17 protein-coding genes are annotated in these 20,777 nt (G+C 50.5%); 12 read left to right on the forward strand and 5 right to left on the reverse strand.

Annotated elements, in window-relative coordinates; all coding sequences use genetic code 11:
• The first annotated feature begins 425 nt into the window (after positions 1 to 425).
• Positions 426 to 3,716, forward strand: a complete 3,291-nt coding sequence (rne, locus tag J1784_RS22095; protein ID WP_217150971.1) for a ribonuclease E — start codon at positions 426 to 428, stop codon at positions 3,714 to 3,716.
• An 82-nt stretch (positions 3,717 to 3,798) separates the two neighbouring features.
• Here the strand turns inward: rne and J1784_RS22100 are convergent, their stop codons facing one another.
• A complete protein-coding gene (locus tag J1784_RS22100) occupies positions 3,799 to 4,086 on the reverse strand; it encodes a putative quinol monooxygenase (RefSeq protein ID WP_217150972.1) in 288 nt (95 codons plus the stop codon).
• Positions 4,087 to 4,309: 223 nt separating this feature from the next.
• On the opposite strand from J1784_RS22100, the gene pyrC reads away from it, so the two are divergent.
• From pyrC to J1784_RS22130, 6 genes are all read left to right on the forward strand, one after another.
• Positions 4,310 to 5,359: a dihydroorotase gene (gene pyrC, locus J1784_RS22105; protein ID WP_217150973.1), complete on the forward strand. Its 1,050-nt coding sequence runs from the start codon at positions 4,310 to 4,312 to the stop codon at positions 5,357 to 5,359.
• Positions 5,360 to 5,440: 81 nt separating this feature from the next.
• Positions 5,441 to 5,695 (forward strand): DNA damage-inducible protein I, encoded by a 255-nt coding sequence (gene dinI / locus J1784_RS22110; RefSeq protein WP_217150974.1) that lies wholly within the window; start codon positions 5,441 to 5,443, stop codon positions 5,693 to 5,695.
• Positions 5,696 to 6,041: 346 nt separating this feature from the next.
• The gene (gene bssS, locus J1784_RS22115; protein WP_013576258.1) at positions 6,042 to 6,296 is read left to right on the forward strand and encodes a biofilm formation regulator BssS; all 255 of its coding nucleotides are present in this window, start codon (positions 6,042 to 6,044) and stop codon (positions 6,294 to 6,296) included.
• A 142-nt stretch (positions 6,297 to 6,438) separates the two neighbouring features.
• Positions 6,439 to 7,554 (forward strand): N-methyl-L-tryptophan oxidase, encoded by a 1,116-nt coding sequence (gene solA, locus J1784_RS22120; RefSeq protein ID WP_217150975.1) that lies wholly within the window; start codon positions 6,439 to 6,441, stop codon positions 7,552 to 7,554.
• A gap of 202 nt (positions 7,555 to 7,756) precedes the next feature.
• Complete coding sequence (locus J1784_RS22125) at positions 7,757 to 8,425, forward strand: LuxR C-terminal-related transcriptional regulator (protein ID WP_217150976.1); 669 nt, start codon at positions 7,757 to 7,759, stop codon at positions 8,423 to 8,425.
• A gap of 175 nt (positions 8,426 to 8,600) precedes the next feature.
• Positions 8,601 to 9,059 (forward strand): MarR family winged helix-turn-helix transcriptional regulator, encoded by a 459-nt coding sequence (locus J1784_RS22130; RefSeq protein WP_217150977.1) that lies wholly within the window; start codon positions 8,601 to 8,603, stop codon positions 9,057 to 9,059.
• Between the two features lie 2 nt (positions 9,060 to 9,061).
• On the opposite strand, the gene J1784_RS22135 is transcribed toward J1784_RS22130, so the two are convergent.
• From J1784_RS22135 to J1784_RS22145, 3 genes are read right to left on the reverse strand one after another with little or no spacing between them, the layout of a single operon-like run.
• Positions 9,062 to 10,099: an AI-2E family transporter gene (locus J1784_RS22135; protein WP_217150978.1), complete on the reverse strand. Its 1,038-nt coding sequence runs from the start codon at positions 10,097 to 10,099 to the stop codon at positions 9,062 to 9,064.
• 19 nt (positions 10,100 to 10,118) lie between these two features.
• Positions 10,119 to 13,214, reverse strand: a complete 3,096-nt coding sequence (locus J1784_RS22140; RefSeq protein ID WP_217150979.1) for an efflux RND transporter permease subunit — start codon at positions 13,212 to 13,214, stop codon at positions 10,119 to 10,121.
• A gap of 9 nt (positions 13,215 to 13,223) precedes the next feature.
• Positions 13,224 to 14,402 (reverse strand): efflux RND transporter periplasmic adaptor subunit, encoded by a 1,179-nt coding sequence (locus J1784_RS22145; protein ID WP_217150980.1) that lies wholly within the window; start codon positions 14,400 to 14,402, stop codon positions 13,224 to 13,226.
• Positions 14,403 to 14,961: 559 nt separating this feature from the next.
• Between J1784_RS22145 and J1784_RS22150 the strand changes: the two genes are divergently transcribed.
• Both J1784_RS22150 and J1784_RS22155 read left to right on the forward strand, forming a co-directional pair.
• Positions 14,962 to 15,507 (forward strand): cytochrome b, encoded by a 546-nt coding sequence (locus tag J1784_RS22150; protein WP_217151158.1) that lies wholly within the window; start codon positions 14,962 to 14,964, stop codon positions 15,505 to 15,507.
• Between the two features lie 62 nt (positions 15,508 to 15,569).
• Complete coding sequence (locus J1784_RS22155) at positions 15,570 to 16,148, forward strand: YceI family protein (protein WP_217150981.1); 579 nt, start codon at positions 15,570 to 15,572, stop codon at positions 16,146 to 16,148.
• A gap of 69 nt (positions 16,149 to 16,217) precedes the next feature.
• Here J1784_RS22155 and trhO read toward each other — a convergent pair whose 3' ends face one another.
• Positions 16,218 to 17,273, reverse strand: a complete 1,056-nt coding sequence (gene trhO / locus J1784_RS22160) for an oxygen-dependent tRNA uridine(34) hydroxylase TrhO (RefSeq protein ID WP_217150982.1) — start codon at positions 17,271 to 17,273, stop codon at positions 16,218 to 16,220.
• Positions 17,274 to 17,503: 230 nt separating this feature from the next.
• Here trhO and J1784_RS22165 point away from each other — a divergent pair, with 230 nt between their 5' ends.
• From J1784_RS22165 to J1784_RS22175, 3 genes are all read left to right on the forward strand, one after another.
• A complete protein-coding gene (locus tag J1784_RS22165; RefSeq protein WP_217150983.1) occupies positions 17,504 to 18,601 on the forward strand; it encodes an NADH:flavin oxidoreductase/NADH oxidase in 1,098 nt (365 codons plus the stop codon).
• Positions 18,602 to 18,945: 344 nt separating this feature from the next.
• Positions 18,946 to 19,881, forward strand: a complete 936-nt coding sequence (locus tag J1784_RS22170; RefSeq protein WP_217150984.1) for a Kdo(2)-lipid IV(A) acyltransferase — start codon at positions 18,946 to 18,948, stop codon at positions 19,879 to 19,881.
• A 224-nt stretch (positions 19,882 to 20,105) separates the two neighbouring features.
• On the forward strand, positions 20,106 to 20,540 hold the full coding sequence (locus J1784_RS22175) for a DoxX family protein (protein ID WP_217150985.1): 435 nt from the start codon (positions 20,106 to 20,108) through the stop codon (positions 20,538 to 20,540).
• Positions 20,541 to 20,777: the final 237 nt, after the last annotated feature.

Below are 20,777 nucleotides of genomic sequence, written 5' to 3' on the forward strand. Positions count from 1 at the left end.
AAAAGTCACCTTGCTATCACAGTGCCTGCAATGGAATAATGAAACTACTTTCGGCGTTGTTTCTCTTAAGTTAGGGAAAACGCAGGAATTATAGATTTGCCTGATCGCACAAAAACGCAGCAATGGCGTAAGACGTAATGTGAAATCAAGCAATTAGCGGGCTGCGGGTTGCAGCTTGGCCGGCATACGGAATGAGATCTGTTAACCTAAATTCAGAAGCTATTCCCCTAATAAAAGTGCTGCTTTCATAACGCTGGTGCCTTTAATACAGCAAAAGCAGACTTACCGAAATAATGCGCCCCTATGCAAGCGACAGCCGTGAGGTTGACGATTTGCGAGAAGACTCGGGGCCAACGGTTTATCCGGTCATGAGGTCATTTTGCCCGCAGCTCTGTCAATAATGGAATAATAACGAGTAAGTTAAGATGAAAAGAATGTTGATTAACGCGACTCAGCAAGAAGAGTTGCGCGTTGCCCTTGTAGATGGACAGCGGCTGTATGATTTGGATATTGAAAGTCCGGGCCATGAGCAGAAAAAAGCGAACATTTACAAAGGTAAAATCACCCGCATTGAACCTAGTCTGGAAGCGGCATTCGTAGATTACGGCGCAGAACGACATGGTTTCCTCCCTCTGAAAGAAATTTCCCGTGAATATTTCCCTGGTAACTATTCTTCCCACGGCCGCCCAAACATCAAAGATGTGTTGCGCGAAGGTCAGGAAGTTATCGTTCAGGTTGATAAAGAAGAACGTGGAAATAAAGGCGCAGCACTGACGACGTTTATCAGTCTGGCCGGTAGTTATCTGGTTCTGATGCCTAACAATCCACGCGCTGGGGGAATTTCCCGCCGGATTGAAGGTGATGACCGTACTGAACTGAAAGAAGCGCTGTCTTCTCTGCAATTGCCTGATGGCATGGGTCTGATTGTGCGTACTGCCGGTGTTGGCAAATCCGCAGAAGCCCTGCAATGGGACCTGACTTTCCGTCTCAAACATTGGGATGCTATCAAGAAAGCAGCTGAAGGCCGCCCTGCTCCGTTCCTGATCCATCAGGAAAGCAACGTTATCGTTCGTGCATTCCGTGATTATCTGCGTCCGGACATCGGCGAAATTCTTATCGATAACCCGAAAATCCTCGATCTGGCAAAAGAGCATATCGCCGCTCTGGGCCGTCCTGATTTCAGCAGCAAAATTAAACCGTACGTCGGTGAAATTCCGCTGTTCAGTCACTACCAGATCGAATCGCAAATCGAATCCGCCTTCCAGCGTGAAGTTCGTCTGCCTTCCGGTGGCTCGATTGTTATCGACAGCACCGAAGCGCTGACTGCTATCGATATCAACTCCGCGCGTGCAACCCGCGGCGGCGATATCGAAGAGACGGCGTTTAATACCAACCTTGAAGCGGCAGACGAAATTGCCCGCCAGTTGCGCCTGCGCGACCTCGGTGGCTTGATCGTTATCGACTTCATTGATATGACGCCAGTTCGCCACCAGCGCGAAGTGGAAAACCGTCTGCGTGACGCCGTTCGTCAGGATCGCGCACGTATCCAGATTGGTCGCATTTCCCGTTTCGGCTTACTGGAAATGTCCCGTCAGCGCCTGAGCCCGTCACTGGGTGAATCAACGCACCATATCTGCCCACGTTGCGCAGGTACCGGTACCGTCCGTGACAACGAATCTCTGTCACTGTCGATTCTGCGTCTGATTGAAGAAGAAGCGCTGAAGGAAAACACCAAAGAAGTGCATGCCATCGTTCCAGTGCCAATCGCTTCTTACCTGCTGAACGAAAAACGTGAATCGGTGAATGCCATCGAGAAACGTCAGGGTGGCGTGCGTGCGGTGATCGTACCTAACGATCAGATGCAAACTCCGCATTACCACGTTCTGCGTGTTCGTAAAGGCGAAGAAATCTCTGCACTGAGCTACCTGCTGCCACAGATCCACGAAGCAGAAATGCTGCAACCTTCTGAAGAGTTGCCGACTGAACGTCGTCGTCCTGAGCAACCGGCTCTGGCTGCCTTTGCGCTGCAAAGCGAAGCGCCGCCATCCAGCTTCGAGCAGACCACTACCACTGAAGAACCTGTCAAAACCCGCACCGCCACAGTGAATGCTCCGGCAGCTCCTGTTGCTGAGAAATCAGGTTTTGTCAGCCGTCTGCTGAGCGGGTTGAAAAGCTTGTTCGCTCCGGAACCACAGCAGGAAGTTAAACCTGTTGAGGCACCGAAAGAGACCCCGGAAGCAACTGAAACCGAAAACCGTCGTAACAACGAACGCCGTAACCAGCGTCGTCAGGGCGGACGTCGTGACCGCAACGGTGAGCGTAATGACCGCGGTAATCGTGGCGAACGTGGCGAAGGTCGTGATAACAATCGTGGCGAAAGCCGTGATAACCGCGAGAATAATCGCGAGCAACGTGACGATCAGCGTCGTGGCCGTCGTAATCAGGAACCGGTTGTTACCGAAAGTCGTAATGAAGAAGTTGAAACTGCCGCTCGCGAAGAACAGCAGCAGCAACCTCGTCGTGAACGTTCCCGTCGCCGTTCTGAAGACAAACGTAAACCGCAAACTGAAGAAAAAATTCAGGATGCAGTTGCCGTTGAGCAAGTTGTTGCTCCGGTAGTGACTGATGAAGCTGAACAGGAAGATCGTCAGCCAGCACAGCGCCGTCAGCGTCGTCAGCTGAATCAGAAAATCCGCTTTGAATCCGAAGAAGTGGATCACGAAGAAGAAGCTGCGGCTCAGTTGCTGATCACAGGTACTCGTCCTACAGCACCAGCGCCAGCAGTAGTTGCGCAAGAACCTTCTGATGCAGAACCCGCAAACGCTGCTGACAGCGAAGACAATCAGAATGACAATGCCCGTGAAAACGGTATGCCACGTCGTTCACGCCGTTCTCCACGTCACCTGCGCGTCAGCGGTCAGCGTCGTCGTCGTTACCGCGATGAGCGTTACCCGACTCAGTCACCAATGCCAATGGCGGGTGCGTTCGTTTCTCCGGAAATGGCGTCAGGTAAAGTGTGGATCACCTATCCGGTGGCTCAGTCTTCTGAATATCAGTCATCTGAATATCAGTCCCATGAGCAGCAGACTACTGAAGCAGAAGCACCTGAAGTGCTGACCCAGCAGGTTGAGATTGCACAGGCGAATACGCCGGTTATTTCTGAAACTGCAGAAGTCGCACCTCAGCCAGCCGCTGAGCCAGAAACTGCTTTTGAACCCGCACAGCAAGAAGCACCAGCGCAAATCGCGCAACCTTTTGCCGATGAACCTGTATTGGTTGAACCTGCAACCGCGGAACCTGTTGAAGAAACGCCTGTTGTCGAGATAGCGCCAGAAGCGCACGAGCCAGCAGTTGTTGAACCAACAGCCGTGCTGGCTGAACCAGAGCTTCAGGCACCTGCGCACGTCGCAGAACCTGAAGTGAAAGTTGAAGCGAAAGCAGAACCGGTTGCAGAAGTTAAACCTGCTGTGGAAAATGCGCCAGTTACGCAAGCTCCGGCAGTGACTGAAGCTGCAGTTGTAGCGCCTCGCTTCAAGCATTTCGCGACAGCGCCTATGACCAAAGCACCCGCGCCGAGCTATGTGCCTGAACCAGCGCGTCACAGTGAATGGGTTCGCCCTGAGTTCAACTTCGATGGTAAAGGTTCTGCCGGTGGCCATGCTGCAGTCACTACTGCAACGGCTCCTGCAACCAAACCGGAGATGCCAGCAGAGTAATTGCGCTGAGCTGAGATTGTCACAAAAGTAAAAACCCGCCTCGGCGGGTTTTTTTATTGGCTGTAAATCTGACCGACGAGAATCAGGCCAGACTTTTCAGACGACGGATCGTCAGTTCCTCAAGCTTCCCTTCCAGGCTTTTTGCGAAATGCTGGAAATGCTCGGTCTTATTATGCTGGTTCAACGCATCCTCTGATGCCCAGCGCTCATAGAAAACAAACGTCCCGTCGGTATCCAGATCCTGGTGCAGTTCATATTGCAGGCACCCTACTTCCTGGCGACTCGGCTCAATTACGTCAAGCAATGCTTCTGTCACTTTTGTCCTGAATTCTTTTTTCGCGACAATGGTAGCAACAACTCTGATTTCCATAATGGTTCTCCCGTTATTTTGTCCTGCTTCAGGCACAAACCATGAAGCACAGTAACTAAAATCTCCTACCACTATGAACCTTTCGATACATTGATTTCAATACGAACTTTATTTAACAGATGCAACACAACGCTTTTACGCTTATTCTTGTTCCCCGCCGTTAATGCTCCCATTACCGCACCTGATCCCAACATCTTGTCTCTCAATGCCGGAGTTTTGCCTGATGACCGCAACACCGCAAGTTTTGAAAATCCGCCGCCCAGATGACTGGCATATTCACCTTCGTGACGATGAAATGCTCAGCACGGTGTTACCTTTCACCAGTGAAGTCTTTGGTCGTGCGATTGTCATGCCGAACCTGACGCCGCCGGTGACCACTGTCGCCGCAGCAATAGCGTATCGTGAACGTATTATGGCCGCGCTGCCTGCCGGACATAAATTCACCCCTCTGATGACCTGCTATCTGACCGACTCTCTGGATCCGGAAGAAATTGCCCGCGGGTTTGAGCAAGGCGTTTTCACTGCTGCAAAACTGTATCCGGCCAACGCGACCACAAACTCCCAGCACGGGGTTTCGGATGTCAAAACGATTTACCCGGTGCTCGAGCGCATGCAAAAAATCGGCATGCCTTTGCTTATCCACGGCGAAGTGACTCACAGCCATGTTGATATTTTCGATCGCGAAGCCCGTTTCATTGATGAAGTGATGGATCCGGTTCGTCGTCAGTTTCCTGAGCTGAAAATTGTATTCGAGCACATTACGACCAGAGAAGCAGCGCAGTATGTTCTGGCTGGTAATCAGTATCTGGGCGCCACCATTACGCCACAGCATCTGATGTTTAACCGCAACCACATGCTGGTGGGCGGCGTTCGCCCCCACCTATTCTGTCTTCCGATCCTCAAACGTAACGTTCATCAGGAAGCCCTGCGTGAAGTCATCGCCAGTGGCGCTGACCGTTTCTTCCTCGGCACGGATTCCGCACCACACACCAAAGGTCGTAAAGAATCGAGCTGTGGCTGTGCGGGTTGCTTTAATGCACCTCTGGCACTGTCCGCTTATGCCACTGTCTTCGAAGAAATGAATGCCCTTCAACACTTTGAAGCGTTCTGCTCCCTGAATGGCCCGCGTTTCTACGGTTTGCCGCTCAATGAAGATTTCATCGAACTGACGCGTACGCCAGTGACTCAGCCGGAAGAGATTGCTTTGGGTGAAGAATCTGTTGTGCCATTCCTCGCAGGGCAAACCCTGAACTGGAAAGTAACCTCGTTCTGATTACGATTTCTCAATACAGTGGCTTGCGCTGAACATGATTTGACTGTATAAATATACAGTCAAATCTATTCAGGAGGTCCTATGCGTGTTGAAGTCACAATCGATAAAACCAAGCCTCTGCCTGTTGGCGCGCTGGACGCGTTATCCGGTGAATTGAGTAAAAGAATTAACAAACAGTTTTCCGACCGCGAAAATAAAGTTCAGGTTCGTTATGCCGGAGCAAATAGCCTGTCTGTATTGGGCGGAGCCAAAACTGATCGCGATCTCATCGAAGAAATTTTGCAGGAAACCTGGGAAAGTGCTGATGACTGGTTTTCAAATCAGAACGATGAGTAACGTTATGAAATTTCAGCAAACCTATTCATTTTCGATACCCTATTTATAATAATCAGGTTTATTAAAACCACGCCGCAAGGCTATTTATGTATTTCACCGGGCGTCGCAGTCCGGTTTTTTATTCCATTGGGATGCATAAAACACACTTCCCCGAAAAAATAATTTTGGTTAATCTTCGGACTATTCTGCTGAAGAATTAATCGACACAAATTATTTACAATTAAATACTCTCAAATCTCACCATAAAACGATTTAACTGTTTATACTGAAATAGCTCACCTGATAATGAGCCGCATTGATCCTCAGATAGTCACTCACGTTAGTCACTACAATATAAGGGGTCTATATGGACAGAAATGATGAAGTTATTCAGACACACCCGCTTGTTGGTTGGGATATCAGTACCGTCGACTCTTATGACGCCATGATGATACGTCTTCATTACCTGTCTTCAAAAGACCAGACACCCGAGGATGCTCAGGTAGACAGAACCTTGTGGTTAACTACCGATGTTGCCCGGCAACTGATTAACATTCTCGAAGCCGGCATTGAAAAGATAGAATCTAACGAGTACGAATACAGTGATCACCGAAAACATTGATTTTTATCTGCCAGCCTGAGGCACCAGCGATTTCATCCTGGTGCCTTTTTCTTTGCCCCTGCTCTGCTTGCCATTACCGCCGTAAACTCTCTATCATGCCTGTAGCCTATTTGTTAAAAACTCACCTCAGGAATTTTTAAATATGGATTACGACCTCATCATCGTCGGCAGTGGTTCTGTCGGTTCAGCTGCTGGCTATTACGCCACCCGTGCCGGATTGAAGGTGCTGATGATAGACAGTTCAATGCCGCCCCATCAGGCAGGCAGCCATCACGGTGAAACCCGCCTGATCCGCCACGCTTACGGCGAAGGTGCGCGATATGTTCCTATGCTGCTCCGGGCACAAACGCTCTGGAATGAACTGGCAGAACTGAGCGGCGATAATGTTTTTCATCGCAGCGGGGTGCTTAACATTGGCCCTGAAAATTCAGAATTCATCGGCAATGTAAAACACAGCGCAGAAACCTATCATCTGAACACACAGAACATGAGCGCCGCCGAAATCCGCGCGAAATGGCCCCTGTTCACCCTGCCTGATGGTTATTCCGGTGTGTTTGAGCCAGATTCCGGGTATTTGCAAAGTGAAATGGCCGTCACCGCGTATATCCGCCTCGCACGCGAAGCCGGCTGTGCGCAGCTGTTTAACTGCCCTGTTGAAAATATTGAGTGGCACGAGGACAGCGTTGAGGTTACTACGGTAGACGGTATTTACAGCGCAGCAAAATTGCTGGTTTCAGCGGGTACCTGGGTCACTAAAATCCTGCCTGAATTACCGGTTAAGCCTCTGCGTAAAGTTTTCGCCTGGTTTCATGCTGATGGCCGCTACAGTGAGGAAAACCATTTCCCTGCATTCACGCTTGAGACGCAGCAAGGCGACCAATATTACGGTTTCCCGTCAGTCAAAGACGCACTGAAGCTCGGAAAACACAACGGCGGTCAGTGGATCACTGAACCAGAGGAGCGTTCTCCTTTCGGCAAAATCAGTCAGGATGGCAGCGAATCCTTCAATTTCTTCCGTCATTTCCTGCCAGGAGTTGGCGTCAGTCTGCGCGGTGCATCATGCACTTACGACATGACTGAGGATGAAGACTTCATTATTGATACGCTGCCTGGCCGTGAAAATACACTGGTTATTTCAGGGTTAAGTGGTCACGGATTTAAATTTGCCAGCGTATTAGGTGAAATAGTTACTCACTTCGCTAACAATCATCCTATTCCTTTTGATCTGAAACCCTTTTCTCTCTCAAGATTCAGTTAATGTAAAAATGTTTCAACCATCGTTAATATTTAACGATGGTTGTCATTATATTTCTGTAAGAATTATTTCTAATTTCGCTTTGAACGAGATCAATAGTCTGGTATTTCCGAATTGACAGCATTATAGGAAAAAATCTATGCTAGCCACAGAAATCACAGGAGTGGTTTCCATCGCGTAATGACACGCATGACAAGGACGTGAAATGAAAATCTCAATTATTGAACCCTGTGGCTTTACCCGATTAGGAATTTTCTCTTATCTGGTTGAGAATAATAATCTCAACATTATTGATAGCGTGAATGTTTCTCAGGCATTAGATACAATTCCTGAATTCCAGCCAGACATTATTTTAGTCAATATGACAAAGTATTGTCACAATGCTGAATTATCTGAAGAATTAAAAAGCTTCTTTGAGCTGCGGCACTGCGCACGCATATACTGTTATATCGACGCGAATTATCCCGATTGTGATGCGCCAATACCGGTTACCCGCGAAGTTTTTATTCTCAACAAACAGTCACTCACGTCATTATTACAAGGCATAGCTTTAGACCCGCAATCCTTTATGCCGGATAATAATTTCAAGATACCCAGAACCTTGTTCAGCGATCAGGAAATTCTGGTCATGAGTTACTGGATGTCGGAAATGCCTAACTACCGCATCGCCAGAAAACTGAATATCAGCAGCCGCACGGTGTATGTCCATAAGCGTCATCTGGCGCAGAAAATAAAAGTTCGTAACCGTCTGGAATTCTGTTTCGTTTATAACCTCATCAAATATTTGTTCTGGCCAATTGATGATATTTCCGCGCCCCCCGTCAGTCGGCAGATTAAAGATGACCTTCAGCAGATTTATAAAATCCACAGTTAAGCCTGCATGACAACCCAACACCCTGTTAAGTCAGTGTGTTGGGCGTTTTACCCACACTATTTCCCCGTGTCAAAATCCGTGTTTTCCCGTTCATTCCAAAGGCCCGTTGCACTCTGCCTGAAGAGGGATACAATAAACTCAACGTTAGCAGACTAATTTTGAGTGGCCTCACAATATGACTCAATCAACATTTGACGAAGCAACTCCGGCGGTGATCACCGAAACATTGCTGTCGGTGATCCGGCTGATGCGTAAACAGGTTGATGCCGCAATGTCGGCTCAGGGGCTTTCTCTGGCACGCGAAAAACTACTGACGGCGATTGCCCTGGAAGGTACCTGTCGTCCGGCGGAGCTGGCGATTGTTCTCCAGCAATCTCCCCGAACGATTACAGACGCGATAGATGCGATGGACAGAGATGGTTTACTGGTGCGTCGTCGTCATCCCACCGACCGCCGTTCGCAGTTGCTTGAGCTGACTGAAGCAGGTAAACAGGCACTGGCGCAGGTAAAAAAACCCAAGCAGGAAGCCATCGACAGATTGTTTGACGGGCTTGATCCCACAGCCCGTCAGCAGTTACTGATATCGCTGCAAAGTATCGAAACCCTGGCGCAGCGGATAGAAGAGCAAAACTGAATTTAACGTTTCAGCGGTCCGTCGCCCAGCAGGACTGCAATTTTGTGGCCAGCGGCGGTCGGTTCCAGTGCGATTTTCAGCACAATGGTCAACGGCACTGATAACAACATCCCTACAGGCCCCATCAGCCATCCCCAAAAAATCAACGAGACAAACACCACTAATGTTGAAAGTCCAAGCCCCCGGCCCAGAATTTTCGGGTCAATAATACTGCCAAACAGCAGGTTAATCAGGATATATCCGCCGGTCAGAATCAGACCGTCGCTGACGCCATTGAACAAAAATGCCTGAATGATGGGCGGAATTGCCGCGATAAAAGAACCAATGTTGGGAATATAATTGAGTGCAAAAGCCAGCATCCCCCAGAGAAAGGCAAACCGGATCCCCATTACCGCCAGCAGTGCCCACACCGCCAGCCCGGTCACGACGCTAATCAACGTTTTGATCACCAGATAACGCGTCACGCTGTCGAGCGCACGCTGAACATTCGCCATGCCCTTGCCCGGGTCTTCGGACATCTGCTGCACTTTATAAGGCAGTTGCGGAACCTCAAGCAGCATAAAGGCAACGGTCATCAGCAATAAAAATAAACCCGCCATCGCATTCGACAAATAGCTGATGAGCTTACTGACCAGATTGAGCATCACCGCCGGGTCAATATATCCGGCCAGCTGTTCGGGCGTTAATGAAAGCTCTGACCAGTGAAACCAGGTATCAATTTCGACCAGTTTGACGGCAATCAACCCGCGGTACTGCGGCAACGTGCGGGCAAACTCATTCAGGGTCATCAGCAGCTTGGTGGTCAGGAAAACCATCAGGCATACCGCGAGAGTCGCGACCAGTAAAACAGCGAGTGCCCGTGGCACCCGCCATTTTCCCAGTAAGACAATCAGCGGATTGAGCACAAAAGCCAGAAACAGCGCCAGAATAAATGGCACGATGATATCTGCTGCCGATTTGATGCCTGCAAATATCACCACCAGCATCGCCATCATCACGACGATCCTCAGGCCCTGAGTTGTCACCATTGTCTTACGCAAATTCCTCTCCCTTATGCCATTAACGGGATTTCGCCCACTCACGTAAACGCTGGATATGAACATACAGCGCGGGGATAAACAGGATGCCTGCCGTAGTGGACAACAACATTCCGCTAAACACTGTGACACCGATAATATGACGGCTCATGGCTCCCGCCCCCGACGCCACCACCAGAGGTAATACGCCAAGAATGAAGGAGATGGCTGTCATCATAACGGCACGGAAACGCTGTTTCGCCCCTTCCTGCGCGGATTCGCGGACAGTTGCCCCCTCTTCCCTGCGCGCTTTCGAGAACTCGACGATCAGAATGGCGTTTTTCGCGGCCAGTCCGATGAGCAACACCATGCCAATTTGAGCATAGACATCGTTACTTAATCCCGCTAAATGCAGACCGCCGATAGCGCCAAAGACCGCAAAAATAACCGAAATCATGACCACCAGCGGAATGCTCCAGCTTTCGTATTGCGCCACCAGGAACAGATAGGCAAAAAGAAGTGCGGCGGCATAGATAAGGATTGCCTGCCCTCCCGCCTGAATTTCCTGCAACGACATTCCGCTCCACTCATAGCCATATCCTGCCGGTAACTTTTCGCTGAGGATATTTTCCATCTGCGCCATCGCCTCGCCCGAACTAACGCCCGGCGCCGCCGAACCGCTCACGGCCAGCGACGGAAACTGGTTGTACTGCGTGATGAATGGCGCGCCCAGTGACGGCGTAAGTTTCACCATTTTACCCAGGCTGACCAGAGAACCGTTACCACTGCGCACGGTCAGAGTTGAAATCTGGTCGGCGCGCTGACGATCTTCCATTTCATTTTGCATCTGCACGTTAAACAGACGGTTATTCATGATGAAGTCACTGACATTCACGCCGCCGAGTGACGTCTGTAATGTAGAGAAAATCCGGCCAACCGGCACCTGTAGCATTGCGGCGCGGTCACGATCCACACTTAACGCAATTTCCGGCACTGAGGCGCTGAACGTGGTGAAGACACGGCTTAGTTGCGGATTTTGATTGGCAGTCTGGATTATCGAACGACCAATTTCTGCCAGTTCCTGCGGGGATTGTCCCTGCAATGCCTGAAGGCGTAAGTCCAGTCCGGAAGCGGTTCCCAGCCCGGAAATAGCGGGCGGATTTATCGCCATAATCATCGCGGAAGGAATACCCGCCATTGCCGGTTGCAGTCGTCCGATCACCTGTTCTACCGCGTTGCGCTCGCCCCAGGGTTTGAGCAATACAATACCGAAGGCGGTATTAGGCGCACTGCCGCCACTCATCAGGCTGAAACCACTAATGGCGATCACATCTTCGACCGCCGGGTCTTTTTCAAGAAGGATCTGCATCTGGCTCAATACTGCATCAGTGCGGTTAAGCGACGCACCATCAGGCAACTGCACATTTACGAAGAAGTAGCCCTGATCTTCATCCGGCAGAAATGATTTTGGCAGGCTGTTGTAGCCCCACACGCACGCACCGGCGATCACCAGCACTGTCACCACGCTGGTAAGCGCATGTTTACTCAGACCCGCAGTGGCGCTGACATACACATCACGCACGCTGTCGAGCCCCTGATTAAAGAGGTAGAAAATACGGGCAGGTTTCTCCGGGCGAGATTTTAGCAGCGTCGCGCACAGCGCGGGTGTGAGCGTCAGCGCATTGATACTGGAAAGCACCACAGCGGCCGAAAGTGTTACGGCAAACTGGCGATACAGAGCACCGGTAATGCCCGGCAAAACCGCAATCGGGACAAAGACCGCCAGCAGTACCACCGTCGTCGCAATCACCGGGCCGGCAATTTGCTTCAGGGCTTTGCGGGTGGCGGCAACACGACCGAGTGACGGGTCTTCCATCATCAGACGTTCGACATTTTCAACCACCACAATGGCATCATCGACCACCACCGTCAGCGCCAGAATAATGGCGAACAGACTCAAGGTATTGGCGGAGTAACCAAAGGCGTAGAGCACGGCGAACGTGCCGAGTAAAGAAACCGGAATGGTCAGTGCGACGATGAATGTCGCCCGCAAGCTTTGCAGGAAAAGGTAAACAATTGTCAGAACAACGATGAAAGTCAGCACCAGTGAAACCGCGATTTCATCAAGCGTTGCGCTGACAAAACGGGTCGAGTCGAATTTGATTTCATAGGTGAGGTCGTCAGGAAAATTACGTGACTGACGCGACATTTCTTCGCGAACCGCATTCGCTACATTCAGCGCATTGGCTCCCGGCGCGGGATATACCGACAGGAACGCCGACGGCGTCTGGTTCAGCGTGGCATTCACCTGATAATCCTGCGCGCCCAGTTCAATGCGCGCGACATCGCGCAATCGTACCGTCCCGCCGTTGGCATTTTTGCGCACGATGATATTGCCAAACTCCTCCGGCGAACTCAGACGTCCGGCACCGCTGATAGTCAGGGTTTGCTGCTGCATTAAAGGGCTAGGCGACGCACCAATCTGCCCGGCGGCGGCCTGCACATTTTGCTCACGAATGGCGGCGCTGATTTCGATACTGCTGACATCCAGCGCTTCCATTTTCCGCGGGTCCAGCCAGATACGCATACTGTAGTCGCGCGAACCGAAAACCCTGACATCACCCACGCCATCCTCACGCGCCAGTGCATCGCGCAGCTGAATGCTGGCAAAGTTACTGATAAATAATTTGTCGTGCGTATTTTCTGGGGAAAGCAGGCTGATCCCCATCAGAATATTGGACGCCTGTTTGCGCACAGATACACCGGTATTCAGCACTTCCGGCGGAAGCCGTGAGCTGACCTGAGAAATACGGTTTTGTACTTCTACGGCTGCGGTGTCCGGATCGGTGCCACTGGCAAAGGTAATGGTCAGCGTGTAGCTGCCGTTATTGCCGCTGTTCGACGACATATACAGCATATTACTGACGCCGTTGACCTGCGCTTCAATCGGCGCAGCGACAGATTCCGCCACATCGCGCGCACTGGCGCCCGGATAGGTGGCACTGACTGACACCACCGGCGGCGTAATATCGGGATACTGCTCAACCGGGATAACCTTCAGTGCAACGGCACCAATCAGCGCTGTCACCAGCGCAATCACCACCGCAAAGCGGGGTCTTTTGATAAATTGCTGGAGCATTGTTGTTCCTTAACTTTTTTTCGCAGCGGAGGCCGGGGCATCAGATGCGCCACGCGCATTGACTTTCATGCCGGGCTGAACCCATTGCAGCCCTTCCGTCACCACGCTTTCTCCGCCCTGCAATCCTTCAGCCACGAAATATCCGTGAGACGTTTGCACACCAAGCCGCACAGGTCGCGCCTCGATGCGCTGTTCAGCATTCACCAGCAGAACAAAATAGCCCGTCGCGTTTTGCTGCAAAGCCTGCGCGGGCAATACCGGCAGCGGATCCCCGCTACGCGGCTGCGCCGTCACATTCACCGTACCGCCTGGCAATAAGCGATGATCCGGATTTGCGACCGTCAGCCTGACCGGCAGCGTCCCCGTCTGCGCTTCGATGCGGTTACCCAGCGACTCGAAGACCGGTGTTTTCATATAAGGCGAACCATCGGATAAACGCAGGGACAGCGCCATATGCGCGTCAGAAAAAACCTGCCCGAAATTGCCGCAGGTATGAGTGGCGCTCAGGACATCACGCTCGTTTACTGAAATCACCACACGCACGGGATCAAGTTGCACAATTTCTGTCATGACGCCGCTGGCCGGGCTGACCAGACTGCCGGTATGAAAATGGCTCACGCCTATACGACCTGAAATGGGTGCTGTAATTCGGGTGTAACTGAGCTGAAGTTCCTGAGTTTTCAGAGCGGCCTGCGCCTGCGCCACGGCTGCGCGGGCGGTATCACGTGCGGCGAGCGCCGTATCGACATCAGACTGACTCACCGTGCGGGCATCTCCAAGACGCTGAATTCGGTTGAGATGCGTCTGGGCGTGACGGGCTGTCGCATTGGCACTGTCGAGTTGGGCCTTTGCCTGAGCAACAGCGGCCTTGTGTAAAGCCGGTTCAATTTCGTACAGCACATCGCCGGCATTCACGAACTGCCCTTCTTCAAAGGCCCGGCGGGCAATAAATCCTTCCGTCCGGCTGGTGATATTCACCGCCTGAACGGCTTCAAGACGCCCGAGATAAGTACGGCTCGCGCCGTCAGCACCGGTTTCGATGGTGACAGTTGTCACCACCGGCAGAGGCTGCGCCGCATGCACCGCCTGCGGGGTGATAAATAATGTCAGCAGTACCGGAATGGCGGCAAAACGTTTTATTGCAGTAAACCATTTTGTTGCAGTAAACCATTTTGTTGCAGTAAACATAGTGTCACTCTCCATGTGATGCCGGATGCCGCTTTCTTTGAATTCAGGGAAAGAAACCTCATCAGGAAACATCAAATATAAGATAATAAAAATATTCCGAATCATAATTAAAAAGGATTATAAATATCATCTGATTGCATAAGCTGATCTCGATCAGGTCTGCACAAAACCCTAAAAGTCTTTACGCTTTATTTAAGAAACATTTAGTGTTTACGGCATAAACATGACGTTATTCAGAATTCCCCGTCATTCAAAACCTGAAATCAAAAGCATCAGATATTATTAATCACGGTTGAAATTATAATTTTTACTCAAATTTTTAGAACCAAAACAAACTTTACCGTCGATGACAAAACCTGACAAACCCTTTGCAGCACTGGATCTTGATGAAAAAACCGAATACCCCGGCAGTTAAAACGAAAGCATTGAATAAGATTAGCTAAAGACAATCAAAAATAATGAAAGAGTTGAATTAATCACCTGTTTTGAAAATAATAGTTTGCCAGAATGTTTCTAAATGTTTAATTTTCATAAAAGCCTTTATTGGGAATGCCCGATTATGTTGTGGAAAAATACGCCTGTCCGTTTCGGTCATATTTCGGTGATCCTGCACTGGATTATTGCACTGGCCGTTTACGGATTATTTGCGCTGGGATTGTGGATGGTCGGACTGGGTTATTACGACACCTGGTATCACCGTGCACCGGAAATACATAAAAGTATTGGCGTGCTGGTGTTTATTGCCATGGTATTTCGTCTGGTCTGGCGATTTATTTCTCCGCCGCCTGCACCACTTGAAAGCTACAGCGCTAAAACGCGGATCGGCGCGTGGCTTGCCCACGTTCTTTTGTTTAACGGCCTGTTCGGCATTCTGATCAGCGGCTATCTCATTTCGACTGCTGAAGGTCAGGCCGTCAGCGTCTTCGGCTGGTTTGAACTCCCTGCGACGCTGTTCGGGTTAGATCAGCAGGCAGACATCGCGGGCACGCTGCATTTATGGATGGCGTGGGGCATCGTGATTGTCTCAGCGTTCCACGCGCTTGCGGCGCTTAAACATCATTTCATTGACCGGGACAGCACCCTGACGCGCATGTCCGGTCGCTGAACTGATCACTTTCTGTCGTTCACTTTTGTGATTTGTTTTTTAAAAATACATGGAGAATAAGTATGTTGAAAAAGACCACTCTGGGCCTGACGCTGGCCTCCCTGTTACTGGCTGCCGGTTCCGCCAGCGCAGCAAATTACAAAATCGATAAAGAAGGTCAGCACGCCTTTATCGAATTTCGTATCAAGCATTTAGGTTACAGCTGGCTTTACGGCAGCTTTAACGATTTCGACGGCGGATTCACGTTTGACGAGAAAGATCCCGCAGCGGATAAAGTGAATGTGACCATTAATACCACCAGCGTGTTCACCAATCATGCCGAACGCGATAAACATCTGCGCAGCGCTGAATTCCTGAATGTCAGCAAGCATCCGCAGGCCACATTCAAATCAACGTCAGTGAAAAAAGAAGGTGAAAATCTGGCCGTGACCGGCGATTTCACGCTGAACGGCGTCACCAAACCACTGACACTTCAGGCCAAATTGCTCGGTCAGGGCAAGGATCCGTGGGGCGGCTACCGCGCAGGTTTTGAAGCAGCAGGTACTATCGCGCTGAAGGATTACGGGATCACTACCGATCTCGGCCCGGCATCGCAAAACGTCGAGCTGATCCTTTCAGTCGAAGGCGTACAGGAAAAGTAATTCACTGCGCCAGTAAAAAAGCCCTGAACAGCGATGGCCGTTCAGGGCTATTTGTTACTCAGATACCGGTCAGTCGTTTTCCGGCGCCGGAATGTGCATGGTGGTTTGCAACAGGCCTTTGGACTTGTTGAAAATCTTAATGCCATTTTCACGGCCAGCGCGCAGCGCACGCTGTTCTTCCACCGGCAGTTTCAGTTCGGTCATGCAGATTTCGCTGCAACAGCCGTCAAACTTCGCCGCACACGTCGGGCACTGAATAAACAGCAAATGGCAGCCGTCATTTTTGCAGTTGGTGTGATTGTCACACGCTTCGCCACACTGATGGCAATGCGCTATCACATCGTCAGAAATGCGCTCACCCATACGCTCATCAAAGACAAAGTTTTTGCCTTTAAATTTGACCGGTAAGCCCTGCTCTTTCGCACGGCGTGCGTATTCGATAATCCCGCCTTCGACGTGATACACATTCTTAAAACCGTTATGCAGCATGTAGGCACTGGCTTTTTCACAGCGGATCCCACCTGTGCAATACATCACGATTTTTTTGTCTTTGTCTTCTTTAAGCATATCAACGGCCATTGGCAGCTGATCGCGGAAGGTATCGGATGGCACTTCTATTGCTTTGTCGAAATGCCCCACTTCGTATTCGTAGTGGTTTCGCATATCCACAAACAGCGTGCCCGGATCGTCAATCATGGCGTTAACCTGTTCGGCTTTCAGGTACTCACCCACGTTCGACGGATCGAAAGAGTCATCATCAATCCCGTCCGCCACGATGCGGTCACGCACTTTGAGACGCAGCACCCAGAAGGATTTGCCGTCGTCTTCCAGCGCCACGTTCAGACGAATTTGATCCAGCGCCTGATGGCTGGAAAACAGCTCAGTTTTGAACGCTTCAAACTTGCTTTGCGGCACGCTGATTTGCGCGTTAATCCCTTCTTTTGCCACGTAAATACGACCAAACACGTTAAGGCGTGTCAGGCTGACATACAAAGCATCACGGAAGGTTTTCGGGTCTTCGAGCTGGAAATACTTATAAAAAGAAACGGTGGTGCGTGGCTCGGTTTCAGCCAACATGCGCGCCCTGAGTTCCTCATTAGAAATACGGTTATGTAACACTGGCATGGTGTACGTTCCTGTCTTTCAGGGGAATTTAACTATTAAATACCGAATAGCTACTTTTGAAGCGGCAAGATTATACATTAAAGCAACAACAAGGACATCTTCCGTTGCAAATTCGTCCTAAGAAAAACACCTGCTGCGCATTGCCTTTATTTTAAATGGGATAACCTATCCTTAGATGTTACCCATCCTTGTGAACTCTTCACCACGCTGAATTTTAAGGGGCATGAAATATGAGTAAGCTTTTTGAACCGATTACCTTAGGCAACCTGACGCTGGAAAACCGCATTGTGATCGCCCCGATGTGCCAGTATTCCTCCGATGAGGGGAAAGCCACTGCCTGGCATCATGCCCATCTGGGCCAGCTGTCCTTCTCCGGCGCAGGTCTGCTTATCCTTGAAGCCACCGCCGTTGAAGCCGCAGGACGTATTTCTGCTGAGGATTTAGGGTTATGGGACGATGCCACTGAAGCGGCGATGAAAGACCTGGTTACCGGCCTGCGTGCCAACAGCAATATGCCGCTGGGTCTGCAACTCGGACATGCCGGCCGCAAGGCTTCCTGCGCTGCGCCGTGGAACGGGGGTGCGCAAATAGCACAATCTGCCGGAGGCTGGCAAACCGTCGCGCCTTCCGCCGTAGCCTTTGCCGAAGGTACTGAAGCGCCGGAAGCGATGTCTCTGGCGCGTATTGATGAACTGAAAAAAGCGTATGTGGAAACCGTCCGCCGCGCGGACAGTCTGGGCTTTGACCTGCTCGAACTACACGGTGCGCATGGTTATCTGCTGCATCAGTTCCTGTCACCGCTTTCAAACCAGCGCACAGATCAGTACGGCGGTTCACTGGAAAATCGTATGCGACTGCTGCTGGAAATCTTCCAGGAAATCCGCGCCGAATTCCCGGCTGAAAAACCCATTGGTGTGCGTATTTCCGCGACTGACTGGGTGGACGGAGGCTGGGATCTGGAACAGTCTATCGAACTGGCAAAAGCGCTGGATGAACTGGGTTGCAGCTACATTCACGTGTCCAGCGGCGGCCTGAGCCCGCATCAGAAAATCGCGGTGGGCCCGAACTATCAGGTGCCTTTCGCTGATGGCATCAAGCGCTATGTGAAAATGCCGGTGATCGCTGTAGGTCTTATCACCGAACCGGAACAGGCAGAAGCGATTATCGGCACCGGTCAGGCGGATATGATTGCTCTCGCACGTGGCATTTTATACAACCCGCGCTGGCCGTGGCATGCCGCCGCAAAACTGGGTGCCAAAGTCTCAGCACCGAAACAATACTGGCGCAGTGAACCCCACGGGCTGAAAGGTCTGTTCCTGCCGGAATAATCTCTCAGTCACAAAAGCGCAACAGGCAGCCTTCAGGGCTGCCTGTTTCATTGACAAAAACCGTTTCTGTACTGATATTTGAAGCGTCAGATACTGTGGCAAAAACGGATGAGTACATAAAAAACCAACTTGTTATTCATTCATCCAATCCATAAATAAAATGAGGTATTAGTGCCGTTAGCTTTCACCTCATACAAAAAAAATGCCACAATGTTTCACTTTGCTGCGAAAAATTACGGATGACCTTTATTTCCTGTTGAAATATGGACGTATTTCTGTGGCAGGCTGCTGCATTAGACAGAGCTTATAAACTTTCTACTTCGATTGATTGACGCAGAGAATCTATGACTCAGGTACCCACCTTTAACCGTTCGTTGCTACACCCACGATATTGGCTGACCTGGCTTGGTCTGGGATTGCTGTATGCGCTGGTCTTATTACCTTATCCGGTCATTTATCGAATTGGCACCGGACTGGGCCGCTTCTCTATGCGTTTTCTCAAACGTCGCTATAAAATCGCGCAACGTAATATCGAATTATGTTTCCCGGACATGCATCCGGAACAGCGCGAAGATATGGTGGTGAAAAATTTTGAATCCGTGGGAATGGGTTTATTTGAAACCGGCATGGCCTGGTTCTGGCCTGACTGGCGTATTGAGCGCTGGTTTAAAGTCAGCGGACTGGAACATATTCAACGCGCGCGTGACAACAAACAGGGCGTGCTGCTGATTGGCGTGCATTTCCTGACGCTGGAACTGGGTGCCCGCATTTTCGGTATTCATAATCCGGGCGTAGGCGTTTACCGTCCGCACGATAATAAGCTGATGGACTGGATCCAGACCAAAGGCCGTATGCGTTCGAACAAAGGTATGCTCGACCGCAAAGACCTGAAAGGCATGATCCGCAGCCTTAAGCAGGGTGACATTATCTGGTATGCGCCAGATCACGATTACGGCCCGCGCGCCAGCGTGTTTGTCCCTTTCTTTGCGGTGGATAAAGCCGCCACCACGACCGGCACTTACCTGCTGGCGCGAATGGGCAAACCGGCCATTATACCGTTTACCCCGCGCCGTCTGGCTGGTGGTAAAGGCTATGAGATGATCATTCATCCTCAGGTGGCCGACTTCCCGCTTGATGATGAAGTTGTCGCCGCGACATATATGAACAAAGTGGTGGAAAACGAAATCCGCCAGGCGCCGGAGCAATACATGTGGCTACACCGCCGCTTTAAAACGCGTCCGCAAGGCGAACCTTCGCTCTATAAAGCCCTTAGCGATTAGCGTTAAGCGATAGGCAATAAAAACCGGTCGGGCTCAGGCTCTGCCGGTTTTTTGATTTTTTTCGACAATTTTTTTGACAGACTTCTTCAAAGTTATCTGATTTTATCCCGTCCCGTTTAGGCCAATACTCTCAGCATAATTTCTCCACGTGATTACTCCACTCTTTTGGAGCCGCGTGACCCGCTGCCTGCACCCGGGCATATTACCTTCAAAAGGAACACATTATGTTGGCTAAACTGAACGCTTCTTTTACCCGCGCGATTGATCATCAGGATTTCGGTAAACTGCTGTTACGTCTGACTTTTGGTATTCTGATTCTATTCCACGGCGTGGCAAAAATGGAAAACGGCGTTGGCTGGATAGCCCAGATGTTGCAGGCAGACGGTCTGCCGGGTTTCATCGCTTATGGCGCCTACATCGGTGAAGTGATTGCTCCGGTGCTGATTATTTTAGGTATTCTCACCCGTCCTGCTGCGCTGGTGATGGCTTTCAATATTTTAGTCGCTGTATTCCTGGTGGTCGCCGGCAAGTTCTTTACCACGACAGAAGTGGGTGCATGGGGTCTGGAAAGTGAAGCCCTGTACTTCTTCGGCGGTCTGGTGATCATGTTCCTGGGCAGCGGCCGTTACTCCGTTATGAAAAACGAAGCCCTGCGTTAATCGTCCGATTTTTTGCGTCATGTTGGTCTGTTTTAAATCTGTGTCTGTCTCGGTCAGCCTCGTTGCTGACCGTTTTTTTTGAGTTTTCCTCCTTTCGCTTGATCTTCTTCACTCCCTGTTTTTTTTAAACCTGTATTTTAGTTCTTCTTGTTACAGTTCATTAACATCATTGAAGTGAATGATAATTAGGCGCATAATTATCATGCCAATTGATTGTTACTTGTGCTCTGCCTTGTT

Origin of the sequence: Rahnella ecdela (assembly GCF_019049625.1) — a bacterium.
Classification (GTDB): Bacteria; Pseudomonadota; Gammaproteobacteria; order Enterobacterales; family Enterobacteriaceae; genus Rahnella; species Rahnella ecdela.